This window comes from Brevundimonas huaxiensis (assembly GCF_014218725.1).
GTDB classification, from domain to species: Bacteria; Pseudomonadota; Alphaproteobacteria; order Caulobacterales; family Caulobacteraceae; genus Brevundimonas; species Brevundimonas huaxiensis.
Genome location: NZ_JABBJE010000003.1, coordinates 1 through 15,901 on the forward strand (window position 1 = coordinate 1; position 15,901 = coordinate 15,901).

General features: G+C 67.0%; 11 protein-coding genes and 1 pseudogene. 8 read left to right on the forward strand and 4 right to left on the reverse strand.

Annotated features, from left to right (window positions below):
* Both HF680_RS07320 and HF680_RS07325 read left to right on the forward strand, forming a co-directional pair.
* A pseudogene (locus tag HF680_RS07320) lies at positions 1 to 319 on the forward strand (HlyD family secretion protein); the annotation flags it as partial.
* Entirely contained in the window at positions 316 to 2,631 is a 2,316-nt protein-coding gene (locus HF680_RS07325) for an ABC transporter permease (RefSeq protein ID WP_185224586.1), read from the forward strand. The pseudogene HF680_RS07320 and the gene HF680_RS07325, both read left to right, overlap by 4 nt.
* Positions 2,632 to 2,661: 30 nt before the next feature.
* Here the strand turns inward: HF680_RS07325 and HF680_RS07330 are convergent, their stop codons facing one another.
* From HF680_RS07330 to HF680_RS07340, 3 genes are all read right to left on the reverse strand, one after another.
* Positions 2,662 to 5,043: a TonB-dependent receptor domain-containing protein gene (locus tag HF680_RS07330; RefSeq protein ID WP_185224587.1), complete on the reverse strand. Its 2,382-nt coding sequence runs from the start codon at positions 5,041 to 5,043 to the stop codon at positions 2,662 to 2,664.
* Positions 5,044 to 5,128: 85 nt separating this feature from the next.
* Positions 5,129 to 6,085: a FecR family protein gene (locus HF680_RS07335; RefSeq protein ID WP_185224588.1), complete on the reverse strand. Its 957-nt coding sequence runs from the start codon at positions 6,083 to 6,085 to the stop codon at positions 5,129 to 5,131.
* A 109-nt stretch (positions 6,086 to 6,194) separates the two neighbouring features.
* Positions 6,195 to 6,722, reverse strand: a complete 528-nt coding sequence (locus HF680_RS07340) for an RNA polymerase sigma factor (protein ID WP_235968890.1) — start codon at positions 6,720 to 6,722, stop codon at positions 6,195 to 6,197.
* 197 nt (positions 6,723 to 6,919) lie between these two features.
* On the opposite strand from HF680_RS07340, the gene HF680_RS07345 reads away from it, so the two are divergent.
* Together HF680_RS07345 and HF680_RS16155 are read left to right on the forward strand one after the other, a co-directional pair.
* On the forward strand, positions 6,920 to 7,885 hold the full coding sequence (locus tag HF680_RS07345) for a glucosamine inositolphosphorylceramide transferase family protein (RefSeq protein ID WP_185224590.1): 966 nt from the start codon (positions 6,920 to 6,922) through the stop codon (positions 7,883 to 7,885).
* Between the two features lie 3 nt (positions 7,886 to 7,888).
* Complete coding sequence (locus tag HF680_RS16155; RefSeq protein ID WP_185224591.1) at positions 7,889 to 9,040, forward strand: glycosyltransferase family 4 protein; 1,152 nt, start codon at positions 7,889 to 7,891, stop codon at positions 9,038 to 9,040.
* 16 nt (positions 9,041 to 9,056) lie between these two features.
* Here HF680_RS16155 and HF680_RS07355 read toward each other — a convergent pair whose 3' ends face one another.
* The gene (locus HF680_RS07355; protein WP_317134018.1) at positions 9,057 to 9,647 is read right to left on the reverse strand and encodes a class I SAM-dependent methyltransferase; all 591 of its coding nucleotides are present in this window, start codon (positions 9,645 to 9,647) and stop codon (positions 9,057 to 9,059) included.
* A gap of 124 nt (positions 9,648 to 9,771) precedes the next feature.
* On the opposite strand from HF680_RS07355, the gene HF680_RS07360 reads away from it, so the two are divergent.
* The 4 genes from HF680_RS07360 to HF680_RS07375 all read left to right on the forward strand — a co-directional run bounded on the left by HF680_RS07360 (position 9,772) and on the right by HF680_RS07375 (position 15,900).
* The gene (locus HF680_RS07360) at positions 9,772 to 11,805 is read left to right on the forward strand and encodes a TonB-dependent receptor (protein WP_185224592.1); all 2,034 of its coding nucleotides are present in this window, start codon (positions 9,772 to 9,774) and stop codon (positions 11,803 to 11,805) included.
* A gap of 163 nt (positions 11,806 to 11,968) precedes the next feature.
* A complete protein-coding gene (locus HF680_RS07365; RefSeq protein WP_039245623.1) occupies positions 11,969 to 13,177 on the forward strand; it encodes an LL-diaminopimelate aminotransferase in 1,209 nt (402 codons plus the stop codon).
* Between the two features lie 2 nt (positions 13,178 to 13,179).
* Positions 13,180 to 14,124, forward strand: a complete 945-nt coding sequence (locus tag HF680_RS07370) for a DUF808 domain-containing protein (protein ID WP_185224593.1) — start codon at positions 13,180 to 13,182, stop codon at positions 14,122 to 14,124.
* A gap of 72 nt (positions 14,125 to 14,196) precedes the next feature.
* Positions 14,197 to 15,900 carry an alkaline phosphatase family protein gene (locus HF680_RS07375; protein ID WP_185224594.1) on the forward strand — a complete coding sequence of 568 codons (1,704 nt, stop codon included), beginning with the start codon at positions 14,197 to 14,199 and terminating at the stop codon, positions 15,898 to 15,900.
* The last annotated feature ends 1 nt before the right edge of the window (position 15,901 follow it).

Here is a 15,901-nt window from a genome sequence, read left to right on the forward strand (position 1 = left end):
GCTCGTGCTCACGGGCGTGCCAGTCTTCACAATCGTGGACATCGGCGACCCGTGGGTTACCTTCAGTGTGCGCGAGGATCAGTTTCGCGATCTGACAATCGGCGCGATCGTGCGTGGCGACGTGCCCGCACTCGGCCTCGCTGACGTCGCCTTCCGGATCACCGCCATCAATCCTCAGGGCGAGTTCGCCACCTGGCGCTCAACCCGGCAGTCCAGCGGCTATGACGTGCGAAGCTTTCAGGTCAAGGCCAAGCCTGTTCGACCTGTCAGCGGCCTGAGGCCTGGCATGAGCGTGCTGTTCGATTGGTCCGCACGGTGAGACGCCTCGCGGCCGTCTTCGTATCGGCCGTTCGGGACGAGGCGCGCGTCCTGGTGACCCGACGGTGGGACGCGTTCGTCGCCTTTGGCCTGCCGATGATCCTGCTGATGGTCATCGCGGCGATGCTGGCCCCTGGAGTGATCCGTCAGGCCCCGGTCGCCGTGGTCGATCAAGACAATTCGGCCTTCAGCCGCGCCGCAATTCGCAACATGGAGGCGAGCGCCGGTGTTCGCGTGACCCATGCTCCGGCGACGATGACGGAGGCCATGGCCTTGATGCGACGGGGCGAGATTTACAGCGTCGCTCATTTTCCAGCAGATTTTTCTGACGGGGCGTTTCGTCGGCCGGAACAGGTGACCCTGTCGTTCAATGGCGCCTTCCAGACGGTCGGCGCCTTGTCGGCCTTGGGGCAGAGCGCGGCCATCGCATCAGCGGCCGGCCAGCAGTTGCAAGAACGCGCGCGCCAGAGAGGATTGCCCGAAACCGCATTGCAACTCCCCGTTGTCCAGGTGTCGATCGTCGGCAATCCGCAGCTGAGCTTCGAGCTTTTTCTCGGGGGACTTCTGGCGCCGGGGGTCCTTCATCTGCTGGCGGCTTGTTCCGCGGTGTTGGCGGTTGGTCGGCAAATGCAGGGCGGCTCCTTCAAGCGCTTCGAGGCCGAGACCGGCGGCTTCACGACAACAGCTCTGATCGGGCGACTTATTCCGCACTTCATGGTCTTCAGCCTGTGGGGGTTGGCCTGGATCGCCTGGCTCAGCGGCGTCCGGGGCTGGGGTGTAGCAGGCTCTCTCCCTTTGCTGATCCTTGGCATACTCGCCTTGATGGCGGTGAGCGTTGTCTTGTCGGCTTTTCTGGTCGCCGCGCTTGGCGAGGTGGATATGGCGTTCTCGGCCACCGCCATCTATTCGGGTGCGGCTATCGCCTTTTCCAATGGCACTCTCCCGCTGGACCATGGGCCGCGCTTCGCTCGGATCTGGAGCGATATCCTTCCCTATACGCACTATCTACGGCTGCAGACGGGTCAGCTGGTCACGGGTGCGACTTCCGCATCGGCATGGCGAGACTTGATGATTCTGAGCGGCGTCACCGTGATCGGTCTGATCGTTTCGGCGCTTTTCATCCGGGTACGAGCGCGTCTTGTCCCGAAGCCTGAGAATTTGAACTTTCCGCTCCCGCAACAGGGCGTTATCGCCGCCTTCGCCGCGACGTTCCGGAACCTGCCGCGTGCGCGGCCGGTCAGCAGTCTGCTGATCCTGGCCGTCGTCCTTTACGCCTTTTACTATCCGGCCGCCTATGCCGGACAGGCCGCGACGGGACTGCCCATCGCCATAGCGACACCGACGCAGACAACGCTGACGCGCACTCTTGTCGAAGACCTGAATGCGTCGCGCCAGATCGAGGTCGCCGCCGTGATTTCATCCCCTGCTGAGGGCTTTGAACTGATGCGGCGCGGCGTGGTCGACGGGGTCGTCGTCCTGCCTCAGCGTTTTGAGGCCGATCTGTTGAGGGGGGCGCCGACGGGCGTGGCCATCTGGCTGAACGGCGGCTATCTGGTTCGTGTCACGGCTGTCGGCAGAGCCGTCGCCGCCGCAACAGCGCAGGTCGCCGAGGCGCAGTTGAAAGGGCTGCCTGATATCGCCCGCGCCGTCAGATTGGCGCCGACCCTGAAGCAGGTTTCCCTTTTCAACCCGACGGAGGGCTACGGCGGTTACGCCGTGCCGGCGGTCAGTCTTATCATCTTGCAGCAGACGCTATTGCTGGGAGCCGGCGTGATCACCGCCGTGCGTCGAGAGACCGGCGCAGCTAGGCTGAAACGCAGCGCGCGCTTGGGTCTGTGGCTGGCGCTTACGGCGATTGGGACAGCCTCCAGCCTCTTCTATTTCGGTTTCGTGTTCTGGTTTCAGGACTATCCCCGCGCAGGCAACCTGATCGGCGTCCTGCTGCTGGCGCCCATATTTTCAGCGGCGGTCGCCGCTGTGGGTCTGCTTCTAGGCGCGCTTTTCGATCGCCATGAACGGGTCTTGCAGGTTTTGGTCGGCACTTCCGCGCCCTTGTTCTTCCTGTCAGGCGCTGCGTGGCCGCATTTCATGATGCCTGAAGGTCTCGTCTGGCTGGCGCACTTTTCACCGTCCACCGCTGCCGTTCAGGCCTTTGTTCGCCTGAACGCCATGGGCGCCAGCCTTTGGGAAGTCTCAGGTTTGGCAGCCATTTTGACAGGCCTCGCGGTCGTCTATGGCGGTTTGTGGGTGGTGTGCGGCTCTCTGCGCGTGACGGCGGGGGCGTCATTGTCGCAAAGCGCAACGCGAGAATAGAGACCAATTGAAGCGCAGGGGTGGGTTTGGCTATCGCGACGCCCACCTCAGGGTCACGCCGATCGTGCGAGGACGCAGAGGCGTGATGGCCTGGGCTTCGGGAAGGCGGAAAGGGTCGCTGTAGGCGAAGGTGTTGGCTTCGGTGTCGAACAGATTGTCCACGAAGAGCGTCGCGGTCCAAGCCGACGCTTCGACGCCCAAGGCCAGCCTGCCCGTGCCGTAATCGCCCATCCGATATTGCTGACGTCCGTCGAAGGTCAGGCGAGACGCGCCGACGTAGGACAGGCCACCGTCGGCCAAAAGTTCAAGACGCTCGCCGAGCGGACGCCGCCAGCTGAAGCCGACATTCGCAGAAGCCCGGGGCACGCCGGGTAAGCTCGCGTCGCGACGGGAATCAAACCGCGCGCTGGGCGAGGTGATGCGCGGGTCGGCGACAAGGCCGTTGGCGAACAGCTCAAACGTCTCGGAGGGACGCCAGTTGGCCTCGACCTCGAAGCCCTTGTCCGCGCCGTCGCCGACGTTGACGACGTAGGCCAGGCCGCTGGGCAGAAACTGGTCGCTCTGCACATTGCGCCAGCGCGCGGCGTAGACGGCGGCGCGAAGACGCGCGCGACCGTCCGCCGACCGGTACTTGGCCCCCAGCTCGGCGTTCCACAGACTGTCCGGCTTGTATTGGCGCGCCGGTGAATCGGACAGGCCGCTGAAGTCCTGACCGATGACCCCTGCGGTGTTGAACCCGCCGGCCCGGTGGCCCCGACTGACGAGGGCGGACAGGTTCAGGCGATCGCTGGGCTGCCAGGCAAGGGCGATCTTGGGCGTGAAGCCGGCGGATTCCCCGCGTCCGTCGAAGGATCGCGATCGGGTGAACTGTCGAACCAGGGAGGTGGTGTCATATTCCAAGGCGTAGTAGCGGGCCCCGGCGGTCAAGGTCAGGTCGTAGGGCAGATCCAGCGACGCCTCGCCATACACGGCGGCCTCGTTCAGCCGGTCGCGCCGCGCCTCGGAATAGATGGTGCGAGGCTCGGGCGTCAGGGCGGACAGGACGGGATTGGTGCGTGTGGTGTTGGACGACACCAGACCGCCGGCCAGCCAGCGCCAGCGACCGATATCGGGAGAGGCGAAGTTGGCCTCGCCGACGACCAGGTGGATGTCCTTGCCTTCGTCCAGCGCGCCGATGCGCCAGCCCGATCCAAAGCGACGAAGGGCGCTGGAGGCGTCGTAGCGGCTCTTGAAACCATGTTCGACGACCGAGACCGAGGCGTTCAGCCGGCCCCAGGCGCCGCGACCCTCGATGGAGGCCGAGCCTTGGTCGAAGCGGTTCCGATGCGGTTCGCGAACCAGATTGGCGCGCCTCAGCGGGCCGAGGCCGCGATAGACGTAGTGGGTGTCCTCGGTGACGATCGACTGGTGCACGACGCCGGCTCGCGCCGTCCAGCCGGGTGAAATCTCCAGCGCGGCGGACAGCCGGCCGCCGCGCCGCGTGCCGTCATTGACTCGCCGCAGGTTCAGTTCGACATCATTGATGTAGCCGCTGTAGGTCTCGCCATAGAGGGCGGCGCGGATCGCGGCGCGGTCGCCGGCGACCGGCAGATTGGCGACCAGGCCATAGTCGGAGTTCCAGCCGCCGCCGTCGGTGCGCGACCGGGTCGCCGAAAGCGACAGGGATTCTTCGCCCATCGCCGGAGCCCGCGTGACAATATGCACGACGCCGCCGATCGGGCCGGTGCCGTACAGCGTGCCTTGCGGGCTGCGCAGCACCTCGACCCGGTCGATGTCGATCAGCTTCAGATCCGGATCTGGAGCGGCGTATGTCACCGGCGTCAGGTCGAGGTAGAGGCCGACGGTGGATTGGGTCAGGCCGGTGAAGACGCCGTCCGATATGCCGCGCAGCAGGATCTTGTTCCGGCCGGGGCCGAGATTGGTCACCGTCATGCCGGAGACGAGGCTGTCCAGTCCCTGCATGCCCGTGACCCCAGCACGGACGATGCGTTCGGCGCCGACCGCCGTCATTGCCGATGACGAAGACTGGATCAATTCGGGTCGGCGCGGGGCGGTCACGACGACTTCGCTGACCTGAGCCACGTCTTGCGGCGGCGCCACAGGAGCGGCCGGGCGTGGCGCGATCGGGCGAGCGGGAGCGGGAGCGGGCGCCGTGCTCGACTGCCTGCTGATGATCACAGCGCCGTCCTGGCGAATGGCGTGGCGACATCCGCTGCCCGCCAGCAATCGCGTAAGGGCCGCGTCCAGCGACATGCGGCCGCTGATCGTGGGGCTGACGCCGGCGCACGACGCCAAACTGCCGCCCAGCGAAACGCGGGCCTGAAGCGCCAGGTCGAGCAGGGCGTCGTCCACCCACTGGCGCGGAATGTAGATGTCGAGCAGGCGCGCATCCGCGTGCGCCGGCGTGCTCAAAGCCGTCGTGGCAAGCAGAAAGAGACTGGGAAGAAGGGCGGCGGCGTGTGGCTTGGACAGGCCGAGGCGTTGGGGCCGCCCGCTCTTAACCGACCTCACGGGCATTGACGCGGACTTCACGCGTCGAGGCGTCCACGCGGACGGGGGCGAAATCCTGCAACTGCTTCAACATCACGGCCTCGTCGCCAATGCGAAGGGCGCCGGTGAACCGCAGCGCCCGAGCCGATGTCGATAGCACGACAGGCTTGTCGAGATAACGTGAAAGATCGTCCGCAACATCAGTCATCGGGCGGTTGCGATAAACGAGAACGCCTTGTCGCCAGGGCGAAGTCTGGTCCGGTGACACTTGCGACAGGGCCGGGGTCTGCTCGCCGCGCTGCGCCAGCGCCTGACCGGCGACCAGGCGGACCTTGGGCGCGTTGGTAGGGGTTATGGCGACGACGCCCCGTTCGACGGCGACGGCGAAACGGTCGCCATGGTTCAGCACGTTGAAGGCGGTGCCCAGCACCTCGACCTGATGATCGCCGGCGGCGACGATGAACGGATGGGCAGGGTCGTGGGCGATGTCGAAGGCGGCCTCGCCCTCGGTCAGCGAGACGGAGCGTTTGTCGCCGTCGAACCGAACATCCAAGGTGGAATGGCGGTTCAGATAGACGTGCGAACCATCCTCGAGCGCAACCGTCAGGGGGGCGTCGGTGGTGGCGTAAACCTGCGAGCCCGGCGTCAGCCAAAGGAACAGGCCGACCGCCAGAGTCACGCTGGCGGCGATGCCGATCGCCGCGCCCAGCCAGGGCGAACGTGTCCTGGCGCGATGTGCACGCGCGGCGGCGAGGTCGATGACCGGGGCCTCTGCGGGTGCGGACCCAGCGTGGTCGTCCAGATCGACCCACAGGCGTTCGACGGCATCATAGGCGGCGGCGTGGGTCGGCGACGCCTCCAGCCAGTCCTGGAATTCCAGCCAGGCGGATTCGGGCGCCTCGTCGTCACGCAGGACGACGAACCAGTGGAGCGCCTTTTCCTCGATGTCGGTTTGTGCGGTCATCCGATCCCAGCCTGGAGGAACGCCGTGCAACGCGCCTCCTGATAGCAAGACGGCGCCGCCAAGCTTTCACCTTCAGACAAATTCCCCCAGGGCGTGAAAAGGGCCGGCATCACGGTTGAACCTTGCGGGAAAGAACGCGCAGCGCGTCCATCATGTGTTTTTCGACCGAACTGCGCGAAATGCCCATTTGGACCGCGACATCGGCATAGCTGACCCCATCGAACTTGTGCAGGCGAAAGACCGTCTGGGTCTTGGGCGGCAGGGTGTCCAGGGCGGCGAGAAGGCGCGCCAGTTTCTCGCGCCCGGCCACGACCGCCTCTGCAGAAGGCGTAGCATCGAGATCTTCGGCGGCGCCGGTTTCATGGTTCAGTTGTCGCCATTGGGCGTCGCGGTTCGCCGACCGTTGCCCGGATCGCCAGCGGTCCATCAGCAGGTTGGACGTCAGGCGAAATAGAAAGGCGCGAGGATTGTCCGGCGGCGGGTCGGGATCGAGCGTCGAGACCTTCAGATAGATGTCTTGCAGCACGTCATCGACATTGCCCGACGCGCCGCCCAGCCGCGCGCGGCAGAACCGGGCCAGATCCTCGCGCTGCTCAAGATAGGCGGCGATCAGGGGATGCGCGGCAGGCGCGGTCAAACGGGCGAAGTCCTCTCGTGCAGCCAAACGGGCCAAGACCTTCAATGCCGTGATGATTTTCATGAGGCAAGGGTCGGTCGGCGGCGTCCTTGTCATGAAGACGCCGTGTCGCGGCGACGAGCAGGACCCAGATGCGCGCGTTTGCAGGACATGACGACACGACGGCCCCGGTTCTTTCGGTCGGCTAGGGCGTCGTCGTGTTCGATCTCTGGCGCTCGGGCTTTATCCGCCGTCCCTTAAGCAGCTTCATTGACCATGAGCCGCGCGGGGACGAGATCGTCTGGCTGCCGGACTGCGTCCCTCATGCCTATGTCGCGGACCCATTCGGGATCACGCGCGACGGGGTGCTGACCGTCTTCGTCGAGGCGTTCGACTATCATGTGCGCCGCGGTGAGATTCACTATCGCCAGTATGACGCCGACGACCGGCTGGTGGGGCAGGGCGTGGCCCTGTCCGAGCCCTGGCACCTGTCCTATCCGACGCTGGTCGAGGACGGCGGTGAACTCTACATGCTGCCGGAAGGCTACAAGAGCGGCGGGCTGATCCTGTATCGCTGTGTGCGTTTCCCGGACCAGTGGGAGGCGGTGGCCCGTATCGGCGAGGCGGCTGCGATCGACGCCACGGTGGTCAAGCACGACGGCCGGTGGTGGATGTTCCATGCGCTGCCCGGACCGGACGACCGGGCGATGCGCGAACTGCATGTCGCCTGGGCCGACAGCCTGACGGGGCCTTGGACATCGCATTCGGCCAATCCGGTGATGAGCGGTTTCCAGACCTCGCGGCCAGGCGGGTCGGCGTTCGTTCACGATGGCGCGCTTCATCTGCCGGTTCAGGACTGCGCTGTGACCTATGGCGCGGCGATCAATCTGCTGCGGCTCGATGCGCTGACCCCGGAGGCGTTTTCGGCGGTGGTCGTGAAACGGTTCGAGCCGGGCCATCTGCTGGACGAGTACGGCGACGGTTTTCACACCCTGTCCGGTCACGGCGACGTCACCTTCATCGATGTGAAGGGCATCCGCCAGTCGTCGGCGGAGCCGTGGCTGAAGGCCGGGTTCAAGGCGCGTCGCCTGCTGGGCCTGAACGGGCCGCGCGGTCGCCGCGCCACCGGCGCCGCCGTTCATCCCAAGATTTTCGAGACCGCTTCCGTTCGGAAGGAAGGCTAGACCATGCGTATCGCCGTCGTTCTGCCGCGAGGCTGCACCTTCTGTCCGGACAAGACCAACTCGATGGAGACAGTGGTGCGCACGCTGTCTGCGCACAGCCGTTTGAACCGGCTGGTGACGCTGATCGCCGACGCCGGCGGGCCGACGCCGGCGGGCGTGCAGATGGTGACGGTGCCGGCCGGACTGGGCCGCAAGGCGCGAAATGCGGCGGTGGTTGACGTTCTGAAGAAACTGTCGCCGGACATTGTGGAATACCATCAGCAGCTGAAGGCGGCGTCGGAGTTGGCGCGGCAGTTGCCGGACGCGATCCACATTCTCTATCGCCACACGCGGATCAAGCCGTCGCGCAACCTGATCGAGCGCTTCCGCTATGGCCGTCGCCTCTCGCGGTTCGACCGTCTGGTGTTCGTCAGCCGGGCGGCAGGTGAAGAGTTCGCAACGGATTATCCGCGTCTGGCCGGGCGCGTCTCGTCGGTTTGCAATCCGATCGAAAGCGACGCCTGGCGCGCATCGCCCGAGCAGCGCGAGAACCTGATCCTGTTTTCGGGCCGGGCGATGAAGGACAAGGGGCTGGACCTGTTCTGTGCAGCCTTGGCCCAGACGCTGGATCGCCATCCCGACTGGCGCGGCGCCTTGATGCTGGGCGACTGGGACAAGCATCAGGACTGGGCTGCGCCGCAAGTGCGGATGCTAGAGAGGTTCGGCGACCGGGTCGAAATCCACAAGTCGGCGTCGCTGGACGCGGTGCGGGCGATGACGCAGCGCGCCGCCATTGCGGTCACGCCGTCGCGGGTGCGCGAGGCCCTGGGACTGGCCGCGCTGGAGGCCCATGCGGCGGGCGCCGCGCTGATCTCGTCGGGACGCGGCGGCTTGCGCGAAGCCAGCGGCGAATATGCGCTGTATGTCGACGTCGAGGAGGCCGGGTCGCTGACAAGCGCCATGATGCGTCTGGTCGACAACCCCGATGAACGTCTGGCCCTGGCGCGTGGCGGGCAGGCCTATGTCGAGCGGGTGCATTCGCCGGACGCGCGCGCCGCCGAGCTGGACGCCTTGCGCGAGGCCTTGGTCGACAAGGCGTTCGTGACGCCGAAGCCGACGCTGCGCCGGCGTCCTCTGTTCGGGCCGGCGGCGTCGCTGACCCGGCTTCAGGGCTAGAGTTTAGGGCTAGGCTTCAACCCCTTCGGATCAGGCTGTCGTAAACGTGGGTCACCGCGTCGAACCGTACGCGTGTCGGCTGGTCGCCCAGGGGCGCGGCCTGGAAGTCGGCGTCGGTCAGGCCGGCGGCGACGGGATCGGCGATCTTGTCGGTGTTCCAGCCCAGCAGCAGGCGACCGCCCGGGCGTAGGATGGCCGCCAGAGCCTTCAAGGCGCGCTGCTGCTGGGCGGGACTGTCGACGCCATAACCCAGCACCCCGTTGCAGACGATGGCGTCGAAGGTCAGGTCCGGGAACAGCCGATCCGCCTCGCAAACGTCGCCTGTGCGGTGGCGACCCTCGCGGCCCCAGCGTGCGGCGGCCGGATCGATGTCGGTGGTCCAGACCTCGCCGCCCTGCGCCTCCAGCAAGGCGTAGTCGTCCAGCGTATATTCGCGGCATCCGACCCACAGGATGCGCCCGCCGTCGGCCGCCAACGCGGGGACATAGCTGTCGGCCATCACCCGGCGGTCGGGCAGGGCGCGGATTCGCGCCGCCTTGGCGGAGCGTCGCTTGCGGTCGGCGTCCTTGCCGAAGATCAGGCCCCTGACGAGCGTTCCCAGACCCACGTGCTTCCCCCTCAGACTGTTCGATACGGTTGTTATCGAGGGGGCGTCGATCTGTCTTGCGCTTTTCCGGGCGTTTCCGGTCGCCGGGCTTTGATGTGGCGGAACGACCGCCTACTGACGGCGCATGATCCAGGACGTTCCTCCCCCCGTCACACCCACCGCCTTGCCCGAGATCGTCGTCACAGCCGCGCGTCTGCCGCCGGCGGCGGCCGATGCTGCGTTTTCGGTGGTGCGGATCGATGAGTCGGTGCTGTCGCGGTCGTCGCGTCTGGACGAGGCGTTACGGTCCGTGCCCGCGGTGTCGCTGTTTCGACGCACCAGCAGCGCGGCGGCCAATCCGACCACGCAAGGGATTTCGCTGAGGGCCATCGCGCCGTCCGGGGCAGGACGGACGCTGGTGCTGTTGGACGGCGTGCCGCTGAATGATCCGTTCGGGGGCTGGGTCATCTGGTCCCAGGCGACGCCGGAATCCTTGGAAAGCCTGGACGTCATCCGGGGGGCGGGCTCGGGCCCCTATGGCGCGGGCGCGCTGACGGGCACGATCACCTTGCGTGAGCGTGCTAAAGGCGGCGCGCTGGATGTGTCCGCGTCCGAGCGTGGCGGGGTGCGGGCGGCGGGATCGGCGTCCACGCGCCTGGGACCTTTGGCGGTGACTTTGAGCGGTCTTCGCGAAGTCAGCGACGGCTATGTGCCGGTGCGTGGGCCGTCGGCAGGCGCGGCGGATACGCCGCTGGATCTCGACAGCCGAAGCGCGGCGCTGCGGGTCGATACAGCCTTGGGACAGGCGAACCTGTCGGTCCGGGCGGCGACCTGGGAAGAGGATCGCGGATCGGGTCTGGCCGGAACGCGCGCCAACGCCAGCGGGCACAGCCTGAGCGCCACGGCGGCACAGACGCCGACGGCCGACGGCTATGGCTGGCGGCTGCAGGCGTGGCGGATCGACAGCAATCTGGCCAACAGTTCGGCCTCGGTGTCGGCCGACCGATCGACCACGACGCCGGCCAACGATCAGTTCAAGACACCCGCGACCGGATGGGGGGTGAATGCGGCGCTGCGCCGTCGCATGGCGGATTTCGCGGGCGGACGACTGGAGTGGGAGCTGGGCGCCGATGCGCGCTTCAACGACGGCGAAACCAACGAACTGTTCAGCAATCCGACCGGCGCGGGCTTCACCCGCATTCGGCGTGCGGGCGGGGAGACGGAGGTGGCCGGGGCCTATGTCGATGCGTCCTGGACCGCGGCCGACTGGCTGGTGGCCGGCGGACTGCGGGTGGATCGATGGGAGAATACGGGCGGATTCCGTCAGGAGAACACCCTGGCGACCGGCGCCGTCCTGCTGAACGAAAGCGACCCGGATCGGTCGGGCGAGGTGGTCAGCGCGCGTCTGGCCGTGCGGCGTGATCTGGGCGGCGGCTATGCGGCGCGGGCGGCGGCCTATTCCGGGTTCCGGCCCGCCACATTGAACGAACTGCATCGGCCGTTCCGCGTCGGCAACGACATTACTGAGGCCAACGCCGCCCTGACGCCCGAGACGCTGAAGGGCGTGGAGACGGGCCTGGCCTTCGACCGCGACGGCGTGCGCTGGGGCGCGTCGGTGTTTTGGAACCAGATCGAGGACGCCATCGTCAATGTGACGCTCGGGTCCGGGCCGGCGACCTTCCCTCGCGCCGGGTTCGTGCCGGCGGGCGGGGTGCTGCGGCAGCGCCAGAACGCGGGAAAGATCGACGCCTGGGGCGTGGAACTGACGGGGGCGCTGGATCTGTCGTCCGCCGTGTCGCTGAACGCCGCTGCGTCTTGGACCGACGCCGAGATCGACGGCGGATCGTCCGCCGCGCAGCTGACCGGCCTGCGTCCCGCCCAGGCGCCGGAATGGAGCGCGACCGCTGGGTTGGATTGGCGCGCGACCGATCGAGTGACCCTGGCCCTGGCGGCGCGTTATGAATCGAGCCGGTTCGACGACGACCTGAACAGCCGGGTGCTGGACGCCGCCGTGACGCTGGATGCGCGTGCGGAGTGGGCCTTCACGCCGAACGCGATCCTTTGGATGGCGGCGGACAATCTGTTCGACGAGGATGTCGAGGTGTCGGAAACGGGCAGGGGCGTCGCCGGATACGGCCCGCCGAGAACGCTCAGCGTCGGTTTGCGCCTGAGCTATTGAGGGGGATGACCGGCGGTCTTATCGACCAGGTTTTTGCGCGACGCACAGATTTCGTCCGCCTGACGGGTGAAAATAACCTTCAATGCTGTTGCGCGAGGCCGCTGGCGCGCTAAGCGCTATGGGCGGTCGATCCACGGCCGCTGATCCCAACGACGAGCCTGTCATGTCCGAAGAATTCTACCGCATGAAGCGGTTGCCGCCCTATGTCATCGCCGAGACCAATGCGATGCGCGCGGCGGCCCGTGCGGCAGGCGAGGACGTGATCGACCTGGGGATGGGCAACCCCGACCTGCCGCCGCCGCAGCATGTCATCGACAAGCTGATCGAGGTGGCCAGGAAGCCCGACGCCCACGGATATTCGCAGTCCAAGGGAATCCCAGGGCTGCGCCGCGCGCAGGCCAACTACTACGGCCGCCGTTTCGGCGTCGATGTAGATCCCGAGACCGAGGTGATCGTCACCATGGGTTCCAAGGAGGGCCTGGCCAGCCTGGCCACCGCCATCACCGAGCCGGGCGACGTGATCCTGGCGCCCAATCCGTCCTATCCGATCCACACCTTCGGCTTCATCATCGCCGGGGCTGCGATCCGCAGCGTGCCGACCACGCCGGACGAGAAGTATTTCGAGGCGCTGGAGCGGGCCATGGCCTTCACCGTGCCGCGGCCCAAGATCCTGGTGATGAACTATCCGTCGAACCCGACGGCGGAGACGGTCGATCTGGCCTTCTACGAACGCGTCGTGGACTTCGCCAAGGCGAACGATCTTTGGATCATCAGCGACCTGGCTTATTCGGAGCTCTATTACGACGGCAAGCCGACGGTCTCGATCCTGCAGGTTCCGGGCGCCAAGGACGTGGCGATCGAGTTCACCTCCCTGTCCAAGACCTACAGCATGGCCGGTTGGCGCATGGGGTTTGCGGTCGGTAATAAGAAGCTGATCGCGGCGATGACGCGGGTGAAATCCTACCTCGACTACGGCGCCTTCACGCCGATCCAGGCGGCGGCGTGCGCCGCGCTGAACGGGCCGCAGGACATCGTCGAGCAGAACCGCAAACTCTATCACCGCCGGCGCGACGTGCTGGTGGAGAGTTTCGGCCGTGCGGGGTGGGAAATTCCTAAACCGGCCGCGTCCATGTTCGCCTGGGCGCCCTTGCCGCCGGCGCTCAAGCATCTGGGCAGCCTGGAGTTTTCCAAGCAGTTGCTGACCCACGCCAAGGTCGCGGTGGCGGCAGGCGTCGGCTATGGCGAGAACGGCGAGGGCTTCGTGCGCATCGCCATGGTCGAGAACGAGCAGCGCATCCGCCAGGCCGCGCGCAACATCAAATCCTATCTGAAATCGCAGGGTGTCAACGTGCCGCCCAGCCGGGAAGACTGACTATGCCGTCTGGACTGATCGCACTGCTGGACGACGTCGCCGGCATTGCAAAGCTGGCGGCCGCGTCGCTGGATGACGTGGGCGCGGCGGCCGGCAAGGCCTCGACCAAGGCCGCTGGCGTGGTGGTGGACGATGCGGCGGTCACGCCGCGCTATGTCATGGGCCTGTCGCCCAGCCGCGAACTGCCGATCATCAGCAAGATCGCGCTGGGGTCGTTTCGCAACAAGCTGATCTTCATCCTGCCGGTGGCCCTGGTGCTCAGCGCCTTCGCGCCCTGGGCCATCACGCCGATCCTGATGTGCGGCGGGACCTATCTGTGTTTCGAGGGAGCCGAAAAGCTACTGGAGGCGGTAGGGCATGGCGGGCATGAGGATGCCGCGCCAGTCGCGCGCGATGCGGCGGCGCTGGAGAAGACGACGGTGTCGGGCGCCGTGCGCACCGACCTGATCCTGTCGGCCGAGATCATGGCCATCGCCCTGGCCGATGTGGCGGCGCAGCCGATCCTGACCCAGGCCGCCGTGCTTGCCGTGGTCGGCATCGCCATGACCGTCGTCGTCTATGGCGCGGTCGGCCTGATCGTGAAGATGGACGATATCGGTCTGAGCCTGGCCAAGCGGCCCAACGGTGGCGTTCGCGCCTTGGGGCGGGGTCTGGTCAAAGGCATGCCGATGGTGATGAGCGCCCTGTCGGTGATCGGCACCGCGGCCATGCTGTGGGTCGGCGGCGGCATTCTGCTGCACGGCTCCCATACGCTGGGGCTGCACTGGCCGGCCGTGCCGGTCGAGCATCTGTCGCATGCCGTCGGCGAACTGTTCGGGCCGTTGGCCGGCGTGATGAGCTGGCTGACGACGGCGGTGGCTTCGGCCGTGATCGGGCTGATCGTCGGCGGCGCGGTAGTGCTGGTCCTGCATCAGGTCGCGCGGCTGCGGTCCAAGGAATCGCACTAGTAGCGAGCCGGGCTGTCACGCGGGCGCCATCCGCGACAGCTAGAGGCCGCACGGCTGTTGTTGGAGTTGTTCATGTCCCTGTCGCGTCACGTCGTCGCCGCGTGTCTGGCCGCCTTGTCGATCGCGGGCGCCGCCTGTGCGGGCGCGCCGGTCGCCCAGCCGGCGGTTCAGGGGGCCGCGCCTCAGGCGTCGGCTGCGGCCCTGACGCCGCCCAAACTGATCGTGACCATCGTCGTCGATCAGTTCAGCGCCAATCTCTTCAACCAGTATCGCAGCCGCTACAGCGGCGGCCTGCGCCGGCTGGCCGACCAGGGGCTGGTGTCGATCAACGGCTACCAGACCCACGGTCTGACCGAGACCTGCCCGGGCCATTCCACGGTTCTGACCGGGATGCATCCGGCCGAAACGGGCATCCCCGCCAACGACTGGATCGACGGCAAGACCGGCAAGGAGGTCTATTGCCTGGCCGCGCCGCAGAACCATCTGGCGCACGGGCGCGACGACACAGACAACGGGCCGGTGGGGCCGGACCAGTTGCGCGCGACGACGCTGGGCGACTGGCTCAAGAACGTCAGCCCGGACAGCAAGGTGATGGCTGTGTCGGGCAAGGATCGCGGGGCGATCAATCTGGCTGGTCATCAGGGGCAGGCCTTCTGGTTCACCGACGGGTTTGGACTGACGACCTATGTCGAGCCGGGTCAGACGGCCGAGGCGAAACTGGCGCCGGTTGCGGCGTTCAACCGTGACTTTAACGCCTGGACGGCGGCGACGCCGACAGCCTGGGACTATCAGAACGCGGACTGCCGGGCGCTGGCGGGGGACTGGACCATCCGCGGCCAGACCTTCCATTCGGTGCTGCCGCCGGCGGGGCTGAAGTTCGACACCTCGCCGCTGCTGGACGAGCAGACGCTGAAAGCGGCGGAATATCTGCTGGACAGCCAGAAGCTGGGGCAGGGGACGGCGACCGACATGCTGGGCGTCAGCCTGTCGGCCACCGACCGGATCGGCCATATGTACGGCACCCAGGGGCCGGAGATGTGCGAGCAGATGCACCGGCTGGATGCGGCCTTGGGCGCTTTCCTGGACAAGCTGGCCCAGGTTCCGGGCGGGGCGTTGGTGGTTCTGACGGCCGATCACGGCGGTTCGGACTTCGTCGAGCGGCTGCATGAGCATGGCTATCCGCAGGCGCACCGCGCCGACACCGATGCGATCAAGGGCGTCAACGCCGCGCTGAAGGCGCGCTTCAACCTGCGCGCCGATCCGCTGCAGTCCGGCGGTTCGGGCTGGATGGTCGCCGATGCGGACCACAAGTCGTTGCCCGATCCGTTACGCACACAGGTGGCGGAGGCGGCGGTCGAGATGCTGCGCGCCCTGCCGGACGTGGCCTTCGCCGAGACGCGCGACCGGCTGCTGGCCGAGCCTCTGCCCGAAAGCCGTCAGCCCGAGATGATGACGGTGCGCGAGCGGATGCGGCTGTCGACCGTCGCCGAGCGATCGCCCGACATCCAGTTCGCCTGGACGCAGAACACCACCTCGGGCGGCCGCGTCGGCTCGACCCTGGCCGGACACGGCACGCCGTGGGAATATGACCGGCGCGTGCCGATCATCTTCTGGTGGCCGGGCGCCAAGGCCGAGGAGCGGTTCCTGCCGATCCGCACCGTCGATATCGCCCCGACCCTCGCCCATGTGATTGGCGTCCCCGCGCCCCGGGTCGAGGGCCGCTGCATCGATCTGAACGGATTTGGCGTGGCGGCTTGCGGGGCGGCGGCCAGATAAA